At 75.8% G+C, this 22,686-nt stretch carries 18 protein-coding genes; 15 read left to right on the top strand and 3 right to left on the bottom strand.

The features are described from left to right. Positions 1 to 80 precede the first annotated feature (80 nt). The 8 genes from OG335_RS31280 to OG335_RS31315 all read left to right on the top strand — a co-directional run bounded on the left by OG335_RS31280 (position 81) and on the right by OG335_RS31315 (position 9,807). Positions 81 to 1,691 (top strand): FAD-dependent monooxygenase, encoded by a 1,611-nt coding sequence (locus tag OG335_RS31280; protein ID WP_405014488.1) that lies wholly within the window; start codon positions 81 to 83, stop codon positions 1,689 to 1,691. Between the two features lie 127 nt (positions 1,692 to 1,818). Continuing rightward, a complete protein-coding gene (gene ligA, locus OG335_RS31285; RefSeq protein ID WP_405015591.1) occupies positions 1,819 to 3,918 on the top strand; it encodes an NAD-dependent DNA ligase LigA in 2,100 nt (699 codons plus the stop codon). A 101-nt stretch (positions 3,919 to 4,019) separates the two neighbouring features. Further along, positions 4,020 to 4,691, top strand: a complete 672-nt coding sequence (locus OG335_RS31290; protein ID WP_405015592.1) for a FadR/GntR family transcriptional regulator — start codon at positions 4,020 to 4,022, stop codon at positions 4,689 to 4,691. A 224-nt stretch (positions 4,692 to 4,915) separates the two neighbouring features. Beyond that, complete coding sequence (locus tag OG335_RS31295; protein ID WP_405014489.1) at positions 4,916 to 5,767, top strand: fumarylacetoacetate hydrolase family protein; 852 nt, start codon at positions 4,916 to 4,918, stop codon at positions 5,765 to 5,767. Positions 5,768 to 5,779: 12 nt separating this feature from the next. After that, positions 5,780 to 7,183 (top strand): enolase C-terminal domain-like protein, encoded by a 1,404-nt coding sequence (locus tag OG335_RS31300; protein ID WP_405014490.1) that lies wholly within the window; start codon positions 5,780 to 5,782, stop codon positions 7,181 to 7,183. Beyond that, entirely contained in the window at positions 7,180 to 7,935 is a 756-nt protein-coding gene (locus OG335_RS31305; RefSeq protein ID WP_405014491.1) for an SDR family NAD(P)-dependent oxidoreductase, read from the top strand. Before OG335_RS31300 ends, OG335_RS31305 begins: the two co-directional genes overlap by 4 nt. A gap of 13 nt (positions 7,936 to 7,948) precedes the next feature. Next, entirely contained in the window at positions 7,949 to 8,953 is a 1,005-nt protein-coding gene (locus OG335_RS31310; RefSeq protein WP_405015593.1) for an aldo/keto reductase, read from the top strand. Next, entirely contained in the window at positions 8,944 to 9,807 is an 864-nt protein-coding gene (locus OG335_RS31315; protein ID WP_405014492.1) for an amidohydrolase family protein, read from the top strand. Before OG335_RS31310 ends, OG335_RS31315 begins: the two co-directional genes overlap by 10 nt. Positions 9,808 to 9,814: 7 nt before the next feature. On the opposite strand, the gene OG335_RS31320 is transcribed toward OG335_RS31315, so the two are convergent. Together OG335_RS31320 and OG335_RS31325 are read right to left on the bottom strand one after the other, a co-directional pair. Then, on the bottom strand, positions 9,815 to 10,867 hold the full coding sequence (locus OG335_RS31320) for a hypothetical protein (RefSeq protein WP_405014493.1): 1,053 nt from the start codon (positions 10,865 to 10,867) through the stop codon (positions 9,815 to 9,817). A gap of 168 nt (positions 10,868 to 11,035) precedes the next feature. Then, complete coding sequence (locus OG335_RS31325) at positions 11,036 to 12,625, bottom strand: glycoside hydrolase family 10 protein (RefSeq protein WP_405014494.1); 1,590 nt, start codon at positions 12,623 to 12,625, stop codon at positions 11,036 to 11,038. Between the two features lie 203 nt (positions 12,626 to 12,828). On the opposite strand from OG335_RS31325, the gene dacB reads away from it, so the two are divergent. The 7 genes from dacB to OG335_RS31360 all read left to right on the top strand — a co-directional run bounded on the left by dacB (position 12,829) and on the right by OG335_RS31360 (position 21,226). Further along, complete coding sequence (dacB, locus tag OG335_RS31330) at positions 12,829 to 14,418, top strand: D-alanyl-D-alanine carboxypeptidase/D-alanyl-D-alanine-endopeptidase (protein ID WP_405014495.1); 1,590 nt, start codon at positions 12,829 to 12,831, stop codon at positions 14,416 to 14,418. After that, positions 14,412 to 16,049: an ABC transporter substrate-binding protein gene (locus OG335_RS31335; RefSeq protein ID WP_405014496.1), complete on the top strand. Its 1,638-nt coding sequence runs from the start codon at positions 14,412 to 14,414 to the stop codon at positions 16,047 to 16,049. The genes dacB and OG335_RS31335 overlap by 7 nt, the downstream gene beginning before the upstream one ends. A gap of 61 nt (positions 16,050 to 16,110) precedes the next feature. Beyond that, positions 16,111 to 17,037 carry an ABC transporter permease gene (locus OG335_RS31340; RefSeq protein ID WP_405014497.1) on the top strand — a complete coding sequence of 309 codons (927 nt, stop codon included), beginning with the start codon at positions 16,111 to 16,113 and terminating at the stop codon, positions 17,035 to 17,037. Next, the gene (locus OG335_RS31345; RefSeq protein WP_405014498.1) at positions 17,030 to 18,013 is read left to right on the top strand and encodes an ABC transporter permease; all 984 of its coding nucleotides are present in this window, start codon (positions 17,030 to 17,032) and stop codon (positions 18,011 to 18,013) included. The genes OG335_RS31340 and OG335_RS31345 overlap by 8 nt, the downstream gene beginning before the upstream one ends. A 9-nt stretch (positions 18,014 to 18,022) precedes the next feature. Continuing rightward, on the top strand, positions 18,023 to 19,060 hold the full coding sequence (locus OG335_RS31350; RefSeq protein WP_405014499.1) for an LD-carboxypeptidase: 1,038 nt from the start codon (positions 18,023 to 18,025) through the stop codon (positions 19,058 to 19,060). Then, positions 19,048 to 19,881 (top strand): M55 family metallopeptidase, encoded by an 834-nt coding sequence (locus tag OG335_RS31355; RefSeq protein ID WP_405014500.1) that lies wholly within the window; start codon positions 19,048 to 19,050, stop codon positions 19,879 to 19,881. The genes OG335_RS31350 and OG335_RS31355 overlap by 13 nt, the downstream gene beginning before the upstream one ends. A 34-nt stretch (positions 19,882 to 19,915) precedes the next feature. Beyond that, entirely contained in the window at positions 19,916 to 21,226 is a 1,311-nt protein-coding gene (locus OG335_RS31360) for a M20/M25/M40 family metallo-hydrolase (RefSeq protein ID WP_405014501.1), read from the top strand. Between the two features lie 7 nt (positions 21,227 to 21,233). Here the strand turns inward: OG335_RS31360 and OG335_RS31365 are convergent, their stop codons facing one another. Then, positions 21,234 to 22,670: a DHA2 family efflux MFS transporter permease subunit gene (locus OG335_RS31365; protein ID WP_405014502.1), complete on the bottom strand. Its 1,437-nt coding sequence runs from the start codon at positions 22,668 to 22,670 to the stop codon at positions 21,234 to 21,236. Positions 22,671 to 22,686 lie beyond the last annotated feature (16 nt).

Consider the following 22,686-nt stretch of genomic DNA (forward strand, 5'->3'; position numbering starts at 1 on the left):
CGGCCCGGGCGCCGCGCTCGCCGCGCCCGGGCCGTCCCCGGCATGCCCTCATCCCTTCCGGAACCCGTAGGAGCACAGCCATGACCCATGACGTCGTCATCGTCGGAGGCGGGCCCAACGGCCTGCTGACGGCCTGCGAACTCGCCCTCGGCGGCGTGCCGCACCCGGTCGTCCTGGAGGCCGGCCCCGAGCCGTCCACCGAGCCCCGCGCCAACGGGCTGGTCGGCCGGGTCGTCGAGGCGCTCGACCGGCGCGGACTGTACGGGCTCTTCAGCGGCAGTGCCGAACCCCCCGCGCCCGCACCGTACTTCCCCTTCGCCGGACTGATCCTCGACATGGCGGGCTGGGCCGGCAACGCCCTCCACACCCTGCCCCTGCCTCAGGCGCGGATGGTCGAACTCCTCACCGCGCGGGCCCTGGACCTCGGTGTCGAGATCCGCCGCGGCCACCGGCTCACCGACCTCCGGCAGGATCCGGAGGCGGTCACCGCCGAGGTCGACGCGCCCGACGGCCCGTACCGGCTCACCGCCCGGCACCTCGTCGGTGCGGACGGCGGACACAGCCTCGTCCGCAAGCTCGGCGGCATCGGCTTCCCCGGCACCACCGACCACGGCTTCGTCTCGATCAGCGGAGAGGTCGCCATCCACCCACCCGTCGCGGTGCCCGGCGGCGGGGACCTCGACATCGGCGGCGACGTCGGACGGCTGCACCCGGCGTCCTTCACCCGCACCGAGCGGGGCGTCTTCGCGTACGGGATGTTCCGGCCGGGGGTGTACCGCGTCTCCGTCCTCGAATGGGGCCGGCCCCCGGCGGAGAGCCGTACGGACCTCCCGATCGCCGAACTCCGGGACGCCGTCGAGCGGGTGCTCGGTAGGGACGTGCCGATGAGCGCGCTGCCCGCCGACACCGCGCCCGCCCACGTGCGGGCCGTCACCGGCGTCAACTCCCGCGTCGCCGAACGCTACCGGGACGGCCGCGTGCTGCTCGTCGGCGACGCCGCGCACGTGCAGTCCGGTGTCGGCGGCCCCGGGCTCAACCTCGGCCTGCAGGACGCCCTGAACCTCGGCTGGAAGCTCGCCGCCGTCACCGCAGGCTGGGCGCCGCCCGGCCTGCTCGACACCTACGAGCAGGAGCGCCGCCCCGTCGCCGAACGCGTCATCATGCACAGCCGCGCCCAGATGGCCCTGCTCTCGCCCGGCCCCGACGTCACCGCCCTGCGCACGCTCATGGGCGAACTCCTGCAGGACCAGAGCACCGTGCGGCACATCTCCGACCTGATGTCCGAGGCCGACACCGTCTACCGGGCCGACGGCGGCACGGGCACCGGCACCCACCCGCTCACCGGCCGCTGGATGCCCGACCTCATCCTCGACCTCGCCGGCCGGCCCACCCGGATCGCCGAACTCGCCCGCTCCGCCCGCCCGCTGCTCCTCGACCTGGCCCCCGGGGACGGCGGCGGCGAGGCCGACCTCGCCGCCGTGGCAGGCGCCTGGGCCGACCGGGTGGACCACGTACGCGCCGATGCCGTCGCCGCGCCCGCCGGTGCCCCGGCCGCAGGCGCCGCGCCCGCCGCCGCGGTGCTCGTCCGGCCCGACGGGTACGTCGCCTGGGCCGCGGACGCCCGCACCGCCGAGGCCGCGGACGGCCTGCGGCGGGCGCTCGCCGCGTGGTTCGGCACCCCCGTCGGGTGACGCCACCGCCCCGGCCGGCACCCGGCGCTGTCCCCCCGGCCGGTACCGGCCGCACGAGCGGGCGCCGGCCGGGGGGGTGAGGTGCGGTGCGGTCCGGTGCCCTGCGATGTCAGTGCCGGTCGGGATGATGTTCGACATGAAGGACGCAGCCGCCCCGGCCACCCCCGCCGCCTACGCCGATGCCGTCGCCACCGCCGTCTCGGCGTCCGCGGCCTACTACGCCGACGGCTCCACGCCGCTGGGCGACGACGAGTACGACGCGCTGCTGCGCGGCATCGAGGCGTACGAACTCGCCCACCCCGGTGAGGTGTTGCCGCAGTCGCCGACCGGCAAGGTCGCGGGCGGCGCCGCCGTGGGCGACGTGCCGCACTCGGTGCCGATGCTCAGTCTCGACAACGTCTTCTCCGCCGAGGAGCTGGAGGCATGGGCCGCCGGTCTGGAGCGGCGGCTCGGCCGGCCGGTCGACGGCTGGTGCGTCGAGCCCAAGCTCGACGGCCTGGCCGTCGCCGCCCGCTACCGGGCGGGCCGCCTCGAACGCCTCATCACCCGCGGCGACGGGCTCGCCGGCGAGGACATCGGCCACGCCGCGGACGCCGTGCTCGGTCTCCCCGCGCGGCTCACCGAGCCGGTCGACGTGGAGCTGCGCGGCGAAGTGCTGCTGACGCAGAGTCAGTTCGAGCAGGCCAACGCCGTCCGGGTGGAGCACGGCGCCACGCCGTTCGCCAACCCGCGCAACGGCGCCGCCGGCACGCTCCGCGCGAAGGACCGCCCGTACCGCATCGAGCTCACCTTCTTCGCGTACGGTGCCGTGGGCCTGAGCGGCCTCGGGCACGACGCGCTGCTCGGCCGGCTCGCCGAGTTGGGCGCCAACACCGCCGCGAGCACCGCGGCCGCGCCGGTCCGCTGCACGGGCGTCGCGGGCGTGCGCGAGCGGATCGCCGGGATCGCCGCCCTGCGGGCGTCCCTGCCGTTCGGCATCGACGGCATCGTCGTCAAGGCGGACTCCGTCGCCGACCAGGAGCAGGCGGGCGCGGGTTCCCGCGCACCCCGCTGGGCGGTCGCGCACAAGCTGCCCGCGGTGCACAAGGTGACCCGCCTGCTCGGCGTGGAGTGGAACGTCGGCCGTACCGGCGTCATCGCCCCGCGCGCCGTGCTGGAGCCGGTCGAGGTCGACGGCGTCACCATCACGTACGCCACCCTCCACAACCCCGCCGACATCACCCGGCGCGGACTCCTCCTCGGCGACCAGGTCTTCGTGCACCGCGCGGGCGACGTCATCCCCCGGGTGGAGGCGCCGCTGGTGGACCAGCGCACGGGGGCCGAGCAGCCGATCGAGTTCCCCGCGGTGTGCCCGCGGTGCGGCGACGCCATCGACACCTCGCAGCAGCGCTGGCGCTGCGTGCGGGGTCGCGGCTGCCAGGCCGTCGCCTCGATCCGGTACGCCGTCGGGCGCGACCAGCTCGACGTCGAGGGGCTCGGCGGCACCCGGGCGGTGCAACTCGTCGAGGCGGGGCTGGTCACGGACGTCGCCGACCTCTTCGCGCTGACCCGGGAGCAGTTGCTCACCCTCGACCGGATGGGCACCACCAGCGCCGACAACCTGCTGGCGGCCCTCGCCGAGGCCCGCGACCGGCCGCTCAACCGGGTGTTCTGCGCGCTCGGCGTGCGCGGCACCGGCCGGTCGATGTCCCGCCGGATCGCCGCGTACTTCGGCAGCATGGCGGCCGTCCGGGCCGCGGACGCCGCGGCGCTCGCCGGGGTCGACGGCATCGGCCCGGAGAAGGCCGCGGTGATCGTCGCCGAACTGGCCGAGCTGGCACCCGTCCTGGACAAGCTCGCCGCGCACGGTGTCGGCCTCACGGTGACGGCGCCCGCACGGCCCGCCACCGACGCGGGCACCGCCACCGACGCGGGCACCGGTACGGACGCGGGCACCGGTACGGACGGCGCACCGACCGCCGCCGCCCCGGCCCGCGGCCCGCTGGCGGGCGAGGCGGTGGTGGTGACGGGCAGCATGACCGGGCGGCTCGCCGAGCTGAGCCGCAACCGGATCAACGAACTCGTCGAGCTGGCCGGCGGCAAGGCCTCCTCGTCCGTGTCGAAGCGCACCACACTGCTGGTGGCGGGCGAGAAGGCCGGCTCCAAGCGGTCCAAGGCGGAGGAGCTGGGCATCCGGGTCGTCACGCCGGACGACCTCGCGCTGCTCGTGGCCGACCTGCTTCCCTGAGCCGGAGCCACCCGGCCGACTTGCCCCGGCCGCCCCTGCCCCGGTCACCCCGACGGCTGTGGTTCCATGGCCTCGGACATCCGATGACTGAGGGGCAGGGCGTGGCCGTCACCGACGAGGCAATCGGCAGGATCAAGGCGATGATCGTCTCCGGGGAGCTCCGGCCCGGCGACCGCCTTCCCCGGGAGGCCGATCTGGCGGCCCTGCTCGGCCTTTCCCGCAACTCCCTGCGGGAGGCCGTGAAGGCCCTCTCGCTGCTGAACGTGCTGGACGTCCGCCAGGGCGACGGCACGTACGTCTCCACCCTGGAGCCCACCCGGCTGCTGGAGGCGGTGAGCTTCCTCCTCGACCTGCACCGCGACGACACCGTGCTGGAGGTGTTCCAGGTGCGGGCCATCCTGGAGCCGGCCGCCGTCGCGCTCGCCGCCCGGCGGATCGGCGCCCCGCAGGTCGCGGAGCTGCGGGCGCTGCTGGCGGGGCTCGGTGACCACCCCACCGTGGAGGAACTCGTCGCCGCCGACGTCGAGTTCCACCGGCGCATCGCCGAGGCGGCGGGCAACTCGGTGCTCTGCTCGCTGATCGACTCGCTGTGGGGCCCGACCGCCCGGGCCCGGATCTGGCGCGGCATCACCCAGCGGGGCGCCGTCGAGCGCACCATGGCCGAGCACACGGCGATCCTCGACGCGCTGGCGGCCGGCGACCCCGAGACCGCCCGCGCCTGGGCCACCGTGCACATCGACGGCGTCGCCCAGTGGCTGCGCACCGCGCTCTGACGGCCACCGGCGCAGGGCGGCGGCGCCCGTCCGGCCGTGCTGCCCGACCGGCTGCCCGACGGCGGTGCCGCCCGCGGTGGCCGACAGCGGACAATCCGGCCAGACCTCCGATGAATGCCTGGTGCGGCCGCCGGGTCGCTGCGTAGGGTGCAGCCGAACCGCCGGGCACCAGCCGGCGCCCGTACGCCGGGGAGGCCGCCGCCTCCCGGTCAGGAGTCCACCCCGTGAAACTGCTGCGCGTCGGCCCCGCCCGCGGTGAGCGCCCGGCGGTCCTCGCCGCCGACGGCCGCCTGCTCGACCTCTCCCCGGTCACGGACGACATCGACGGGCGGTTCCTCGCCGACGGCGGCGTCGAGGCCGCCCGCGCCGCCGTCGCGGCCGGTGCGCTGCCCGAGCTCGACGCGGACGGCCTGCGCCTCGGGCCGCCGGTCGCCCGCCCCGGCAAGGTCGTCTGCATCGGCCTCAACTACCGCGACCACGCGGAGGAGACCGGTGCCGCGATCCCGCCCCGTCCGGTCGTCTTCCTGAAGGACCCGTCCACCGTCGTCGGCCCGTACGACGACGTGCTGATCCCGCGGCGGTCCGTCAGGACCGACTGGGAGGTGGAGCTCGCCGTCGTCGTCGGCCGCCGCACCCGCTACCTCGACTCGCCGCAGGAGGCGCTCGGCGCCGTCGCCGGGTACGCCGTCAGCAACGACGTCTCCGAGCGCGAGTTCCAGCTGGACTTCTCCGGCCAGTGGGACCTCGGCAAGTCCTGCGAGACCTTCAACCCGCTCGGCCCCTGGCTGGTCACCCCCGACGAGGCCGGCGACCCGCAGGCCCTCGGCCTGCGCCTCGACGTCAACGGCCGCCGCCGCCAGGACGGCAACACCGAGAACATGATCTTCGATGTCGGGTACGTCCTCTGGTACCTGAGCCAGTACATGGTGCTGGAGCCCGGCGACGTCATCAACACCGGCACCCCCGCGGGCGTGGCCCTCGGCCTGCCCGACCACCCGTACCTGCGGGCCGGCGACACCGTCGACCTCGCGATCGACGGTCTCGGCAGCCAGCGCCAGACCTTCGTGCAGGCCTGAGGGGCTGCCGCCGTGAGCGCGCTGATCACCGCCGTCGACACCTACGACATCCGCTTCCCGACCTCGCGCGAGCTCGACGGCTCGGACGCGATGAACCCCGACCCCGACTACTCGGCCGCCTACGTCGTGCTCCGCACCGACGAGCCCGGCGGCCCCGCCGGGCACGGGTTCACCTTCACCATCGGCCGCGGCAACGACGTGCAGGTCGCCGCCCTCGACGCCCTGCGCCCGTACGTTCTCGGCCGCCCGGTCGACGCGCTCTGCGCCGACCCCGGGAGCCTCAGCCGCGACCTCGTCGGCGACAGCCAGCTACGGTGGCTCGGGCCCGAGAAGGGCGTGATGCACATGGCCGTCGGCGCCGTCGTCAACGCCGTCTGGGACCTCGCCGCGAAACGGGCCGGCGTGCCGCTGTGGCAGCTGCTCGCCGACGCCGACCCCGCCTGGCTGGTCGCCCAGGTCGACTTCCGCTACCTCACCGACGCGATCACCCCGGAGGAGGCGCTCGGCCTGCTGCGCGCCGGGCGCGCGGGCCGCGCCGACCGCGAGGCCGACCTGCGCCGCCGCGGCTACCCCGCCTACACCACCTCGCCCGGCTGGCTCGGCTACAGCGACGCCAAGCTCACCCGGCTCGCCCGGCAGGCCGTCGCCGACGGCTTCACCCAGATCAAGCTCAAGGTCGGTGCCGACCTCGCCGACGACGTCCGCCGCTGCCGGGCGGCCCGCGCCGCGGTCGGCCCCGGCATCCGCCTCGCCGTCGACGCGAACCAGCGCTGGGACGTCGCCGAAGCCGTCGCCTGGACCACCGCCCTCGCCGAGTTCGACCCGTACTGGATCGAGGAGCCGACCAGCCCCGACGACGTGCTGGGCCACGCGGCCGTCCGCCGGGCGGTCGCCCCGATCCGGGTCGCCACCGGCGAGCACGTCCAGAACCGCATCGTCTTCAAGCAGTTGCTGCAGGCAGGCGCCGTCGACATCGTGCAGATCGACGCGGCCCGGGTCGGCGGCGTCAACGAGAACCTGGCGATCCTGCTGCTCGCCGCGAAGTTCGGCGTGCCGGTCTGCCCGCACGCCGGCGGCGTCGGCCTGTGCGAACTCGTCCAGCACCTCTCGATGTTCGACTACCTCGCGCTCTCCGGCACCACCGAGGACCGCGTCGTCGAGTACGTCGACCACCTGCACGAGCACTTCCTCGCCCCGGCGGTCGTCCGGGACGGCCACTACGTGGCACCCACCGCGCCCGGGTTCTCCGCTGAGATGCACCCCGACTCCATCGCCGCCTACACCTACCCCGGCGGCACCTTCTGGGCCGCCGACCTCGCCGCGCGGGGCACCGAGCCCCGCCGCGCCGAAACCCCTCGCGCCGAAACCCCCTGCGCCGAAACCCCCTGCGCCGTACCGGAGGAGACCGCACCATGAGCCAACTGACCGGCCTGACCGCCGTGGTCACCGGCGGAGCGTCGGGCATCGGGCTGGCCACCGCCCGGCTGCTCGCCGCCGAGGGGGCAAAGGTCGCCGTGCTCGACCTCGACCCGTCCGGCGCCGAGCCCCCGCTCACCGGCATCACCGCGGACGTCGCCGACGACACCTCTGTCCGGGCCGCCGTCGCCCGGGCGGCCGAGGCGCTCGGCGGCCTCGACATCCTCGTCAACAACGCGGGCATCGGCGCCGTCGGCACCGTCGCGGACAACGACGACGCGCAGTGGCACCACGTGCTCGACGTCAACCTGCTCGGCACGGTCCGCACCAGCCGCGCCGCCCTGCCGCACCTGCGCCGCTCCCGGCACGCGGCGATCGTCAACATGTGCTCGATCGCCGCCACCGCCGGGCTCCCGCAGCGGGCCCTCTACTCCGCGAGCAAGGGCGCCGTGCTCTCCCTCACGCTGGCCATGGCCGCCGACCACCTCCGCGAGGGCATCCGCGTCAACTGCGTCAACCCCGGTACCGCGGACACCCCGTGGATCGGCCGGCTGCTCGACGCCGCCCCCGACCCGGCCGCCGAACGCGCCGCCCTCGGCGCCCGCCAGCCGCACGGCCGGCTCGTCACCGCCGACGAGGTCGCCGCAGCCGTCCTCTACCTGGCAGGCCCCGGCGCGGGCTCCGTCACCGGCACCGCCCTCGCGGTCGACGGCGGCATGGCCGGGCTGCGGCTGCGCCCCGCCGGGACGTGACGCCGTGACATCCGTGCGCCGCGTGCCGCTCGGCCGGAGTGACGCCTGGGTCACCCGGCTCTCCTTCGGCGCCGCCCCCCTCGGCAACCTCTTCACGCCCGTCACCGACCGGGACGCCGCCGGGGCCGTCGACGCGGCCTGGGCGGTCGGCATCCGCTCCTTCGACACCGCGCCGCACTACGGCCTGGGCCTCTCCGAACGCCGCCTCGGCGCGGCCCTCGCCGACCGCCCGCGCGAGGAGTACACCGTCTCCACGAAGGTCGGCCGGCTGCTCGTGCCGCTGCCCGCACCGGCCGGCGACGACCTCGCGCACGGCTTCGCCGTACCCGCCACCCACCACCGCACCTGGGACTTCAGCGCCGACGGCGTACACCGCAGCCTGGAGCAGAGCCTCACCCGGCTCGGCCTCGACCGGGTCGACACCGTCTACCTGCACGACCCCGACGACCACGCCGGACAGGCCCTCGCCGAGGCCTACCCGGCGCTCGAACGGCTGCGCGCCGAGGGCGTCGTGCGGGCGATCGGCATCGGCATGAACCGCAGCGCGCTGCCCGCCCGGTTCGTCCGCGACACCGACATCGACGTCGTGCTGCTGGCCGGCCGCCACACGCTGCTCGACCGCTCCGCCCTCGCCGACCTGCTGCCCGAGGCCGAACGCCGCGGCACCTCCGTCGTGGTCGGCGGCGTCTTCAACTCCGGCCTGCTGGCCGACCCCCGGCCCGGCGCCGGCTACGACTACGCGCCCGCCCCGGACGCCCTCCTGGAACGCGCCCTGCGACTGGAGGAGGTCTGCGCGCGGTACGGCGTGCCGCTGCGGGCCGCCGCGGCACGCTTCCCGCTCGGGCACCCGGCGGTGGCCGCCGTCCTGCTCGGCCTGCGCGACGCGGCCCAGGTGCACGACGCCGCCGAGCAGTTCGGCCGACCGCTGCCGACCGCCCTGTGGGCCGGCCTCCGGGCCGCCGGCCTGCTGGAGGCCGACGCGCCCACCCCCGAAGGGAGTCCGACCGGATGGACGTGACCCCGCAGCCGCCGGTCGTCGACGCGCACCACCACCTGTGGCAGCTCGCCGTGCGCGACCAGGAGTGGATCACCGGCCCGGAACTCCGGCCGCTGCGACGAGACTTCACCCTGGAAGACCTCCGCCCGGCAGCTCGCGCGGCCGGTGTCGTGGCGACCGTCGTCGTGCAGACCGTCACCGTGGCCGCCGAGACCCCCGAGCTGCTCGCCGCGGCGGACGGCGACCCGCTGGTGGCCGGGGTGGTCGGATGGACGGACCTCACCGCGCCCGGCGTGGCCGACACCCTCGCCGCACTCCGCGAACTCCCCGGCGGCCGAAGGCTGGTGGGAATCCGCCACCAGGTGCAGTCCGAGCCCGACCCGGAGTGGCTGCTCCGGCCGGACGTGCTGCGCGGCCTGGCCGCCGTCGCCGCCGCGGGCCTCGCCCACGACCTCGTCGTGCGCCCGCACCAGCTCGCCGCGGCGGCCGCCGCGGCGGCGAGGCTGCCCGGCCTGACGTTCGTCCTCGACCACCTCGGCAAACCCCCGGTCGCCGCGGGCGGGTTCGAGCCGTGGGCCGGCCGGCTGCGCACCTTCGCCGCCCTGCCCAACACGGTCGCGAAGCTCTCCGGTCTCGTCACCGAGGCCGACCTGCGGCACTGGACCGTCGCCGACCTCCGGCCGTACGCCGACACCGCCCTCGACGCGTTCGGCCCCGGCCGTCTCCTCTACGGCTCCGACTGGCCGGTCTGCACCCTCGCCGCCACGTACGGCGAGGTGCTGGCCGCCGCACGGGCACTGACCGCGGAGCTGAGCCCGGCGGAGCAGCAGGCGGTGTTCGCCGGGACGGCCCGACGGGTCTACGGGCTCGCCTGACGGATCGTCAGGTCCTGAATCCGAGGTGCACGTGGTCGTGGTGGGTCTCGTCGGAGAAGAACTGGTTCGGTGTCCGCCCGCCGGAGAGTCGGCGGGGGCCGCCGACGTTGTACGAGCCGGCGGCCGCGGCCTCCCGCATGAAGCCGTCGACCAGCGCGTGCGGCGTCTCCGGATCCACCACCGCCCGGCCGTCGATCTGCCAGACGTCGACCGCCCGGCCCGGCGGGTGGTCGCTCGGCCGGGTGGTGCCGAAGACGTCCAGCGGATGGCCCGAGCTCAGCACCGTCACCGCGAAGGTGTGCGAGCGCGCGAGCGTCAGCATCGACTCCAGCACGCTGTCGTGCACGACGCCCGCCCGGACGTCGGCCGCGGCGGCGGGCGGCAGCTGGATCCGCGGCTCCGCCAGCACCCGCTGCGCCGCCGCGGACAGGGCTGCGGCCGGCGGCCCCGGCTCGGCCGGGTGCAGCGAGGTCACGTTCCAGCGCGGCGAGGCCTGCCGCAGCCGCACGTCGACGGTGGTGCCGCCCGCGGTGGTGCCGCCGCCCGGCGCGGCCGTCCACTGCCGGCAGACGACCATCACGCTCGCGGAGTCGAGCAGCAGGCCGCCGTACTGCGCGTTGACGACCTGGAGCGCCGCCTGCGTGCCGGGGCCGAGCAGGGCGGCCGCCGCCTGCTCGGCGAGCGCGGGGTCGAGGCCGAGGGCGGACACCCGGGCGCGCGCGGCCCCGACGCCCTGCTGCCCGGGCGGCCACGCGCCGATCGCCTCGACGAGTTCGACCGCCCGCAGTTTGATCTCGGGCCGCACCTCGCCCGGTCCCGGCCGCCACACCGTGGTCGCCGGCAGCGCGGCCCCGGACGGTGCCGCGGAGCCGGAGGACCGGCCCGATCCGGAGGCCGAGGCCGAGGCCGGGGCCGGGCCGGACGCCGTGGACGGCCCGGACGACCCGGACGGCGGTGCTCCGGTGCACGCGCCCAGCAGCGCCCCGCCGAGCCCGAGCAGCACGGCCCGCCGGGGGAGGGCCCGGCCGGGGCCGCTGGGCGGAGGCGTCGGCGTGGTCACAGCTCCCACGGTAGGACGGCCGCGGGCGATCCCGGCGGATCCCGGCCGGGCCGGTCGCGCCCGCGGCCCGTCCCTGCGCCCGTCCTGGCGCCCGTCCCTGTGCCTGTCCCGGCGGCCCCTCCCGCGACGCGGCCCCGGCGCCGGTGGGATCGGGGCGGGCCGGTCGGGTCACCACCGGACGGCGGGACTCCGCGGGCTCTCGCGTCCCGCGCGGTCGAGCGCGGAGGCGGTCCACCAGGCCCCGGCGGCCGGAACCCGGTGCAGGCCGTCCCCGCCCGCCGGGAGGACGGCCGTCAGCACACCGCCGGTCGCGTCGCCGGTCGCGTCGCCAGCCGCGTCGGCGTCGTCGCTGCGCCGGAGCGCGTACGTGAACGGCGCCGGGCGGCCCGCCCCGGCGCCGGCGGTGACCCGTAGCCCGTCGCCGTCCGGCCGCAGCACCGGTCCGGCCGGCGCCGGGCCGCCCGCGAGCCGGGGGAGCAGCGGGGCGAGCGCGGGCCGCCGCCAGTGGTCGGCGGTCAGTCGCGAGACCGAACCGATCCGGTCGGCCCGCAGGTCGCGGGCGCCGAAGAGGATGTCGCCGCCGATCCCCGGGAGGCCGTCGGCCAGCGCCAGGTGCCGTGACAGCTCGGCCGGGTCCTGCCAGGCCGCGGGCTGCCCGGCGGCGCCCGCCTTGTAACCGGCCTGCCCGATCCACAGCTGGGTGTCGCCGCCCGCGGTCTGCGCGGCCCACCAGCGGGCCAGCACGCCGTAGTCGGCCTGCGGATGCCCGAGGTGCCAGTAGAGCTGCGGGGCGACGTAGTCGAGCAGGCCGTCCCGTACCCAGCCGCGGGTGTCGGCGTACACGCCGTCGTACGACTGGAACGCCTCGGTCGCCGAGCCCGCCGGGTCGGACGACGCGTTGCGCCACACCCCGAACGGGCTCACGCCGAACGCGGCCTCCGGCCTGGCCGCCCGTACGAGGTCGCGGAGTCCGCGGATCATCAGGTCGACGTTGCGACGCCGCCAGTCGCCCCGGCCGCCCGCCGTGCGGGCGTACGCGCCGCCGTACGCGGCGAACGACGCGTCGTCCGGGAAATCCTCGCCGGCCACCGGGTACGGGTAGAAGTAGTCGTCCAGGTGCACGCCGTCGAGGTCGTAGCGGGCCACCGCGTCGAGCACGGCCTGCTGCACGAACGCCCGTGCGGCCGGCACCCCCGGGTCGTAGTAGAGCCGGCCGCCGTACGCGACCGCCCAGTCCGGGTGCCGCCGCGCCGGGTGCCCGGGCACGAGCGCGCCCGGGTCGGCGTGCGTGGCGATGCGGTACGGGTTGAACCAGCCGTGGAAGGCGAGGCCGCGGGCGTGCGCGGCCGCCACCATGAACGCCAGCGGGTCGAAGCCCGGGTCCCGGCCCTGCACGCCGGTCAGCCACTGCGACCACGGCTCGAAGGGGGACGGCCAGAAGGCGTCCGCGGTGGGCCGGATCTGCACGAACACGGCGTTGACGCCCGCCGCCCGCGCCGCGTCCAGGTGCTCGGTGAACGTCTCCCTGAGCCGCTCCGGCAGCAGCCCGGGGGCCGCCGGCCAGTCGCGGTGGTCCACCGAGGCGATCCACACACCGCGCATCCGCCGCACCGCCGCACCGCCGTCCGCCGTGGTGGCACCCTCCGTGGCCCCGGCGTGCGCGTGGGCCGCCGAGCCCTCGGCGAGGACGGCGCCCAGCGCCCCGCAGCCCGCCAGGAACGCGCGCCGGCTCGGCGTGGCCGGAGGCGACGACACCATGCGGATCTCCTCGGCTCGACGCGACCGCCGCCGCGAAACGGACCCCCACTCTCCCCGGGCCTGCCGCCGTGCCGTCACCGACACACCGCCGGAGTGCTCCGTGCGGGGGAATTCCGGGCGGCCACGGTGTCGACGGACCGTGGTGACGGACCGTCGGCGCGAAGGTGGTGCCTGCCCGGCCCAGCTCCCTGGAGGCAATCACCGTGCTCACCCTTCCGGCCCGGCTGCTGGCCGTGCCGCTCGCCGCCGCCCTCGTCGTGCTGATCCCGGCGGAGGCGGCACCCGGCACGGTGCCCCGGGCCGCCGCGGCGGCCGGCCCGCTCGCCGCCGACCTCGACCGGATCCTCGGCGACGCCCGGCTGACGGGCGCCCAGGTGTCCGCGCTCGTCACCGACCCCGCCACCGGCGAGGTGCTGTACGAGCGGGCGCCCGGTGCGCTGATGCTGCCCGCCTCCACGCAGAAGACCGTCACCGCCGCGGCCGCCCTCGACCTGCTCGGGCCCGACCACCGCTTCCGCACCGAGGTGCTCGCCGTGGGCCGCCGCACCGGCGCCGTCGTCGACGGCGACCTCGTGCTGCGCGGCGGCGGCGACCCGACCCTGCTGCCCGCCGACCTCGACGCCCTGGCCGCCGAGGTGGCCACCGCCGGGGTCACCACCGTCAACGGCGGCCTGCTGGCGGACGCCACCCGCTACGACGACGTGCCGCTCGGCCCGAGCTGGGCGTGGGACGACCAGGCCGCGTACTACAGCCCGCAGATCTCCGCCCTCACCCTGACCACCGACGGCGACTACGACCCGGGCACCGTGCGCCTCACCGTGACGCCCGGCGGGGCGGCCGGCCTGCCCGCCACGGTGCGGGTCACCCCGGCGGAGGCGCCCGTACGCCTCACCGGGCAGGTCGAGACCGGCCCGGCGGACGGCGCCCGCACCGTCGACGTCGCCCGGCGGCCCGGCGGCAACGACCTGGTCCTCTCCGGCAGCGTGCCCGTCGGCGCCGCCCCCGGCGACGAGTGGATCGCCGTGGACGGCCCCGCCCGGATCGCCGCGGCCGTCTTCGCCGCCGCCCTCGCCCGGCACGGCGTCACCGTCCGCGGAGCCGTCGCCGAGGGCCCGGCCCCGGACGGCGCCGCACCGCTCGCCGCCCACGACTCCGCGCCGCTGTCCGCGCTGCTCACGCCCTTCCTCAAGCTCAGCAACAACGGCATCGCGGAGCACCTGGTGAAGGAGATCGGCAAGGTCCGCGGCAGCGCGGGCAGTTGGGCCGCCGGCACCGAACAGGTGCGGGCCTTCCTCCAGCGCGGCGGCCTGGAGGCGGGCGAGGCCCGGCAGGTCGACGGCTCCGGCCTCTCCCGGCACAACCTGCTCAGCGCCCGCCGGCTCACCGCGCTGCTCGCGTTCGCCCGCCGCCAGAGCTGGTTCACCCCCTGGTACGACGCACTGCCGGTGGCCGGCGACGCCCGGCGGATGGTCGGCGGCACGCTCACCAACCGGCTGCGCGGCACCGCCGCGGAGGGCAGGGTGCACGCCAAGACCGGCTCCATGACCGGTGTCGACGCCCTCACCGGCTACGTCGACACCCCCGACGGGCACCCGCTGGCCTTCGCCGTCCTGGTCGACAACTTCGCCGGGACGAGCCCGCGACCCGTCATCGACGCCTTCGCGGTGCGCCTCGCCGAAGGCACGGCGGCCGCTCCCGCCCCGGCGGAGGCCCCCACCACCCGTACCGGGCCGGCCGGTACGGCGGACCGCCACGACTGGGAGAACACCTGCTTCACGGAGGCGCGGTGCTGACCCGCCCGCACCACCTGACCCGCCCGCAGCGGCGCGCCGCCCCCGCGCTGCTCGCCCTGCTGCTGGCGCTCGTACCGGGCTGCGCCCGGCACACCGGAAGCGACGACCTCCCCGACCCGCCGGCGGTGCCCGGCGGCAGCTACACCGTGGCGCTCACCGAGCCCGACCACCTCACCCCCGGCCGCACGACCAGCAGTTACGCCCTGCAGGTCATCCAGGGGCTGTTCGACACACCGGTCAGCCTCGACCCGGCGGACGGCCACGCGGTGCCGCTCGCCGCGGAGTCCGTCACCTCCGACGACCAGCGGGTCTGGACGCTGCGGCTGCGGCCCGGCGGCGTCTTCCACAACGGCGAGCCCGTCACCGCGCGGAGCTTCGCCGCCGCCTGGAACGCCGCGGCGTACGGCCCCAACGGGTGGGAGACCAACGGGTACTTCACACAGATCGACGGCTACGCCGAACTCAACCCGGCCGACGGCGCCGAACCGCCCACCAGCGAACTCCGCGGGCTCGACGTCGTCGACGACAGCACACTGCGGGTCACCCTCGGCGCGCCGTTCAGCCAGTTCCCGATGCTGCTGGCCTTCCCGGCGTTCGCGCCGCTGCCCGCCGCCGCGTTCGCCGACCCGGCCGGCTACGACCGGCACCCGCTGGGCAACGGGCCCTTCGCCATGGACGGCGACTGGCAGCACAACCAGCGGATCGACCTGCACCGGGCGGCCGGCTACGCCGGGCTGCGGCCGCCGACGGCCGACGGGGTGCACTTCCGCATCTTCACCAGCAAGGACACCGCCTTCACCGAACTCCGCGCCGGGCACGTCGACTTCATGACCAACGTGCCGGCCGCGCGGGCCTACGAGGCGAAGCGCACGTTCGGCCGCCGCTACACCGTGCGGCCCAGCGGCACCATGGACTACCTCGGCCTCCCGCTGTGGGACGCCCGCTACGCCCGGCCCGAACTCCGGCGCGCCCTCTCGATGGCGATCGACCGCAGGGGCATCACCCGGGCGATCTTCAACGAGGTGTTCGCCCCGGCCGACTCCCTGGTCGCCCCGATGATCCCGGGCCACCGGGCCGGTGCCTGCGGCGACACCTGCGCCTACCGGCCCGACGAGGCGAAGGCGCTCTTCGACCGGGCCGGCGGGTTCACCGGCACCCTGGAGCTGTACTTCGCCAACTCCGACCCCACGTACGAGCAGTGGATGACGGCCGTGGCCAACGAGCTGAAGCAGAACCTCGGCATCCGCGACATCGCGTTCCGCAAGATGTCCGGTGCCGACCTCGGCCCGATCCTCAACGGCCGCAAGGCCACCGGCCCGTACCGGCAGAACTGGGTGGTCGACTACCCCAGCGTGCAGAACTACCTGGCCGGACTGCTCGGCCGTGACAACCGCACGGGCTGGTCGAACGCGGCCTTCGACGACGCCCTCACCCGCGGCAACGCCGCCGCCACCCCGGCGGAGAGCATCGCCCAGTACCACCGCGCCGAGGACATCGCCCTCGCCGAGCTGCCGCTCATCCCGCTCTGGAACTGGCAGGACCAGACCGCCTGGAGCAGCCGGGTCGGCAACGTCACCGTCGACCCGTACGTGGCCGGGCTGCACCTGGAGAAGGTGACCGTGCGGCACTGAACCGACCGGCCGGCAGGGACGACGGGCCGGACACGACCACTCGAGAACCGGGGGCGCCCTGATGGGCCGTTACATCGCCCGACGCCTGCTGTACGCCATCCCCGTACTTCTGGCCACCACCTTCCTCATCCACACCATGGTCTTCGTGCTGCCCGGCGACCCGATCCAGGGACTCGCCGGCGACCGGCCCGTGCCCCCCGCCGTCCTCGCCGAGCTCCACGAGCGGTACCACCTCGACGACCCGCTGTTCGTCCGGTACTTCGCCTACCTGGGCGGCCTGCTGACCGGCGACCTCGGCAGCACGTTCACCGGAGAGCCGGTCGCGCAGACGCTCGCGGGCCGCTGGCAGGTCACCCTGCGGCTCGGCCTGACCGCCTGGTTCCTGGAGACCGTGCTCGGTGTCGCCCTCGGGGTGTGGGCCGCGCTGCGCAAGGGCCGCTGGGCCGACAACGCCGTCCTCGCCGGCACCACCGTGGTGATCGCCGTGCCGGTGTACATCGTCGGCTATCTCGCGCAGCTGTTCCTGGGCGTGCGCCTCGGCTGGTTCCCCGTCTCCGGGACGGAGGGCGGCTGGCCGACCGCGTACCTGCTGCCCGGCCTGGTGCTCGCCTCGTTCGGCGTCGCGTACGTCGCCCGGCTCACCCGGGCCTCGCTGCTGGAGAACCTGCGCGCCGACTACGTCCGCACCGCCGGGGCGAAGGGCCTGCGCCGCCGCCGGGTCGTGCTGCGGCACACCCTGCGCAACTCGCTGATCCCCGTGGTGACCTTCCTCGGCGTGGAACTCGGCTCGCTGATGGCGGGCGCGGTCGTCACCGAGTACATCTTCAACCTCCCCGGCGTCGGCCAGCAGGTCTTCCAGGCCATCCAGTTGCGGGAGGGCCCGACGGTGGTCGGCATCACCACCCTGCTGGTGCTGGTGTTCTGCCTGGCCAACCTGCTCGTCGACGTCCTGTACGGCCTGCTCGACCCGAGGATCCGCCATGAGTAGCCCCCAGCCCGCCCCCGCCGCCCCCGTCGCGGTGCCCACGGACGACCTGCTGCTCCCGCCGAAGGGCGGCGGGCGGCCCGCGGCCGACCCGCCGGCGGATCACCCGTCCGCGGACGACGCGCAGGCCGCACGGCCGTCCGCGAGCGCCTGGCGGGAGCTGCGCTCACGCCCGCTGGTGATCGCCTGCACCGCCGTGCTGGTGCTGATGGCGCTGATGGCGGCCGTGCCCGACCCGTTCGTCGCGCTGCTCACCCACGACTCGGGCCGCTGCGAACTCGCCGACTCCCGGGTCGGCCCCAGCCTGGACCACCCGTTCGGCTTCGACCTGCAGGGCTGCGACTACCTGGCGCAGGTGGTGCGCGGCAGCCGGCCGTCCCTGGTCATCGGCCTCGCGGTGACCGCCGGGGCGCTCACGCTGTCCGTGCTGCTCGGCCTGCTCGCCGGCTACCACGGCGGCTGGGTCGACGCCCTGGTCTCCCGCGTGACCGACGTCTTCTTCGGACTGCCGTTCGTGCTCGGCGCCACCGTCGTGCTGGTGGCCTTCCCCGACCACGGGCTCGGCGCGATGACGCTCGTGCTGGTCGCCCTCGGCTGGACGACCATGACCCGTGTCATGCGTGCCCAGGTGATCGGCGTGAAGGACGCCGACTACGTGCAGGCGTCCCGTTCGAGCGGCGCCGGACCGATCCGGCTGATGCGCCGGCACCTGCTGCCCAACGCGATCACCCCGGTCGTCGTCGTCGCCATGCTCAACGTCGGCAACGTCATCTCGGGCGAGGCCACCCTCGACTTCCTCGGCGTGGGCCTGCAGTACCCTGCCCTCTCCTGGGGGCTGCAACTCAACGCCGCCCAGGCGTACTTCCTCGACTTCCCGCACCTGCTCGCCTTCCCCGCACTGTTCCTCTCGGCGACCGTGCTGAGCTTCATCCTGCTCGGCGACGCCGTCCGGGACGCCTACGACCCGAAGCTGAGATGAGGCCCCGCCGTGCCGAACCCGTCCCGCACCCCCGCGCCCGGTACCCGGACGCCCGCGCCCGGCACCCGCACCGCGCCGCCCGGTCTGCGCCCCGGCGACCGGGTGGCCGTCGCCGCGCCCGCCGGACCCCCCGACCCCGACCTGCTCGACCGCGGCACCGCACTGCTGGAGTCCTGGGGCCTGCACGTCACCGTGCTGCCGCACGTCCGCGACCGCCACCTCGGCCACCTCGCCGGCCGCGACCAGGACCGCGCCGCCGACCTCACGGCAGCCTGCACCGACCCCGAGGTACGGGCGGTGTTCTGCGCGCGCGGCGGCTACGGCACGCAGCGCATGGTCGACCTCGTCGACTGGGACGCCCTCGCCGCCGCCCCGCCCGCCCTGCTGATCGGCTCCAGCGACATCACCGCCCTGCACGAGGCGTTCGCCGTGCGGCTCGGCACCACGACCCTCCACGCCCCGATGCCGGCCACCGGCGCACTCACCGACAACCCCACCAGTGCCGCGCACCTGCGCACCGTGCTCTTCGAGCCCGAGCGGGTCACCGGGCTCCCGCTCACCGGACCGCAGTTGGTGCCCGGTGCCGCCCGGGGCCCGCTCGCCGGCGGGAACGCCAGTCTGCTCGCCGCCTCCGTCGGCACCCCCACCGCCCTGCCGGCGGACGGCTGCCTGCTGCTCCTGGAGGAGGTCGGCGAGGAGCCGTACCGGCTCGACCGGATCCTCACCCAGCTCCTGCGGGCGGGCGTGCTGGAGCGCGCCGCGGGCGTCGTGCTCGGCGACTTCACCGACTGCGGGCCGCCCGACGAGGTGGAGGCGCTCCTCGCCGACCGGCTCGGCGGCCTCGGCGTGCCCGTCGCCTCGGGCCTGCCCGCCGGGCACGGACCGCTCCAACTGACCGTGCCGCTCGGGGTCATGGCCGAGTTGGCCACCGGCTCGCTCACCCTGCTGGAACCGCCGCTCGCCCCCCGCTCCGACGGTGCCGCCCGCTCCGACGCAGCCCCCCGCTCCGACGCCGCCCGCACCGAGGAGACCCGATGCGCGTCCTGATCTCCGCCGACATGGAGGGCGCCACCGGCACCACCTGGCCGGAGGACGTCGAGCCCGGCGCACCGGCCTGGCAGCGCATGCGCCGGATGCTCACCTCCGACGTCAACGCCTGCATCGCCGGCCTGTACGCGGGCGGTGCCGACGACGTGCTCGTCAACGAGGCCCACGACACCCAGCGCAACGTGCTGCTGGAGGACCTCGACGACCGGGCACGCCTCCTGACGGGCCGTCACAAACCGCTCGGCATGATGCAGGGGGTCCAGGAGGCCGACGCAGTCGTCTTCCTCGGCTACCACACCGGCACGGGTGTCGCCGGGGTGCTCGCCCACACCTACCTCGGGGCCGGCCTCACCGGGTTCCGCATCGACGGCGAGGACGCGGACGAGGGCCGGATGAACGCCCTGACCGCCGCCGAGCACGGCGTGCCCGTCATCCTCGTCACCGGCGACGACCGCACCTGCGAGGCCGCCGCGGCGTGGGCGCCGGAGGCCCGGACGGCCGCGGTGAAGGAGTGCGTGAGCCGGTACGCGGCGGTCTGCCTGCCACCCGCGCGCAGCGCCGCGCTGATCCGGGCCCGCGCCGAACTCGCCGTCCGCGACCACCTGCTGGTCGGCCGGCCCGAGCCGGTCACCGGGCCGCACCGCTTCGAGATCGACTTCCACGCCACCCACCAGGCCGAGGCGGTCGCGGCCGTCCCCACGGTGGAGCTCATCGGCCCCCGCACGGTCGCGTACACCGCCCCCGGCGCGACCAGGGCCGCCCGGACCTTCAAGATCTGCACCGTGGTGGCCAACGCGGCCGCCGAGAAGCACTACGGCTGACGCCGCCCGGCGCCGTCCGAGGAGAGGAACCCGCGTGACCGTCACCCCGCAGACCGTCGACACCGAGGTGGCCGGGCTCTGCCACGACCTGCTGCGCATCGACACCGTCAACCCGGGCGACGGCTCCGGGCCCGGCGAGCGGGCCGCCGCCGAGTACGTCGCCGAGCAGCTCGCCGCCGTGGGGATCGAGCCGGTGGTGGTGGAGTCGGCGCCGCGGCGGACGAACGTGCTCGCCCGGATCGCGGGCACGGACGACACCCTGCCGCCGCTGCTGGTGCACGGCCACCTGGACACCGTGCCGTTCGACGCCGCGGACTGGACCCGGCACCCGCTCTCCGGCGAGCTCCACGACGGCTGCCTGTGGGGCCGGGGCGCCGTCGACATGAAGGGCACCCTGGCCATGACCCTGGCGCTGGTGCGGAGTTGGGCCAGGACGGCGCGCCGCCCGCGCCGCGGCCTGGTGCTGGCCTTCCTCGCCGACGAGGAGTCGACCGGCGAGCACGGAGCCCGCTTCGTGGCCGCCCGGCACCGCGCGTACCTGGAGGACTGCCGCGAGGCGATCGGCGAGTCCGGCGGGTACTCGCTGACGGCGGACGGCCACCGGCTCTACCCCGTCGCGGTGGGGGAGCGGTGCACCGCGTGGATGCGGCTGACCGCCACCGGCACCGCCGGGCACGGCTCGCGCGGCGGCGCCGACAACGCGGTGGCCACCCTGGTGCACGCCCTGTCCCGGCTTGCCGCGCACCCCTGGCCGGTGCTGCTCACCCCGCCGGTCGAGGCGCTCGTCGCCGAGCTGGAGCGGGTGCTCGGCACGACGGTCGACCGCGGCCGGCTGGAGGCCGAGGCGGCGCGACTCGGCCGGGCGGGAGGGCTGTTCGCCCACACGGTGCGCAACTCCGCGACGCCCACGGTGCTGCAGGCCGGGCAGAAGGTCAACGTGGTGCCCGGCGTCGCCCGCGCCCAGGTGGACGGCCGCTTCCTGCCGGGCACCCGCGAGGAGTACCTGGAGACCGTGGAGCGGCTCCTCGGGCCCGGCGTGGCACGGGAGTTCATCAACCTGGAGGAGGCCGTGGCCGCCGACCACACCGGCCCGGCCTTCGCCGCGATGGCGGCCGCGTTGCGCGCCGAGGACCCGGCCGGGCACCCGGTGCCGTACCTGATGTCGGGCGGCACCGACGCGAAGACCTTCAACCGGCTGGGCATCGCCTGCTACGGCTTCGCGCCGCTGCTGCTCGACCCGGAGCTCGACTACCCGGCGATGTTCCACGGGGTCGACGAGCGGGTGCCGGTGGCAGGACTGGCCTTCGGCGTGCGGGTCCTCGACCGGTTCCTCTCCGTGTACTGACGGCGTGTCAGCCCCGGCCCACCTTCTCGCGGCGGGGGCGGGCGGCCCGGGCGCCGGTGGCCGCGGCGGTCCGGGCCGGGCCGTCCGGCACGGTGAAGGCGAACAGCGCGGCCGCCACCGCGACCGCGGCGAGGACGAAGTAGCTGAGCTGGTAGGACGCCAGCGGCGGGTGGAGGCGCTCCTCGCCGCTCGCGCCGAGCACGAGCACCGAGGTCACCACGGCGGGCGCGAGGGCGTTGCCGGTCTGCCGGACGACGGTGTTGAGGGTGGCCGCGTGGCCGATGTCCGCCCGGTCGACCGTGCTGAACGAGGCGATGGTGGTGGGGATGAACACCCCGCCCATGGCCAGGCCGAGCAGGAACATGTAGAAGCGGAAGGTCCACAGGCCGGTGTCCGCGTCGGCGGTGGCGAACAGCACCATGACCCCGGCGACACCGAGCAGGCCGGTGCCGATGATGACCCGGGGGCCGATGCGGTGGTAGACCGCACCCACCACCTGCATCGTCACGAGCACGCCGAACGCCTCGGTGAAGGTGGTGCTGCCGCTCTCCAGGGCGGTGCCGCCGCGGGCCTCCTGGATGAAGATCGGGCCGAGGAACATCGCGCCCATCATCGGCACGTAGCCGACCAGGCTGATCACGTTGGTGTCGCGGAAGAGCCGGTCGCGGAAGAGCCGCAGCCGCAGGATCGGTTCGCCGGTGCGCAGTTCGTGGCGGACGGCGACGGCGAGCAGCACGGCGCCGGCGGCGAGCGCCGCCAGCACCTGCGGGCGGCCCCAGCCGAGGTCGGGGCCCGCGCACACGCCGTACATCAGGGTGGCGGTGCCCGCGCCGAGCAGCAGCAGGCCCGGCACGTCGATCCGGTCGGCCGTGTGGTCGCGGTGCTCGGCGAGGAAGAGCAGGCCGAACAGCACGGCCAGCGTGCCGAACGGCACGTTGACGTAGAACACCCAGCGCCAGGAGAGGCTGGTGATCAGCAGGCCGCCGATCAGGGGTGCGATGGCCGGGGCGATCTGCTGGGGGATGACCATCAGCCGTGACAGCCGCACCTGTTCGGCCTGCGTGAAGGTGCGGAAGAGCAGGGCCTGCGAGGTGGGCATGAGCAGACCTGCGGCCAGGCCCTGCAGGGCGCGGGCCGCCACCAGCGCGGGGAGGTCGGGGGCGGCGCCGCACAGGCCGCTGGCGGCGGTGAACGTCGCGAGCGAGAGCAGCAGCATGCGGCGGCCGCCGAACCGCTCCACCAGCCAGGCGGACGCCGGGATCATCATCCCGAGGCAGACCGGATAGACCACGACGACGCCGGTCAGGGCGGCGGGGGTGAGCGCGAACTCCCTGGCGATGCTGGGGAGGGCGACGATGGTGATCGCACCGTCGACGATGCAGATGAAGGTGGTCAGGACGGCCATGATGGGCACGACACGGCGCTGGCTCAGGCGGGTGCTCATAAAGCTGAGCATACTC

The sequence above is a fragment of the Kitasatospora sp. NBC_01539 genome (assembly GCF_045040525.1).
In the GTDB taxonomy this organism is placed as follows: domain Bacteria; phylum Actinomycetota; class Actinomycetes; order Streptomycetales; family Streptomycetaceae; genus Kitasatospora.

What these genes read in the sequence shown, in the direction of transcription:
- OG335_RS31280 (WP_405014488.1), top strand. Translation starts at nt 81, where the DNA reads ATGACCCATGACGTCGTCATCGTCGGAGGCGGGCCCAACGGCCTGCTG.
- ligA (WP_405015591.1), top strand. Translation starts at nt 1,819, where the DNA reads ATGTTCGACATGAAGGACGCAGCCGCCCCGGCCACCCCCGCCGCCTAC.
- OG335_RS31305 (WP_405014491.1), top strand. Translation starts at nt 7,180, where the DNA reads ATGAGCCAACTGACCGGCCTGACCGCCGTGGTCACCGGCGGAGCGTCG.
- OG335_RS31315 (WP_405014492.1), top strand. Translation starts at nt 8,944, where the DNA reads ATGGACGTGACCCCGCAGCCGCCGGTCGTCGACGCGCACCACCACCTG.
- OG335_RS31325 (WP_405014494.1), bottom strand. Translation starts at nt 12,625, where the DNA reads ATGGTGTCGTCGCCTCCGGCCACGCCGAGCCGGCGCGCGTTCCTGGCG.
- OG335_RS31340 (WP_405014497.1), top strand. Translation starts at nt 16,111, where the DNA reads ATGGGCCGTTACATCGCCCGACGCCTGCTGTACGCCATCCCCGTACTT.
- OG335_RS31345 (WP_405014498.1), top strand. Translation starts at nt 17,030, where the DNA reads ATGAGTAGCCCCCAGCCCGCCCCCGCCGCCCCCGTCGCGGTGCCCACG.
- OG335_RS31355 (WP_405014500.1), top strand. Translation starts at nt 19,048, where the DNA reads ATGCGCGTCCTGATCTCCGCCGACATGGAGGGCGCCACCGGCACCACC.
- OG335_RS31365 (WP_405014502.1), bottom strand. Translation starts at nt 22,670, where the DNA reads ATGAGCACCCGCCTGAGCCAGCGCCGTGTCGTGCCCATCATGGCCGTC.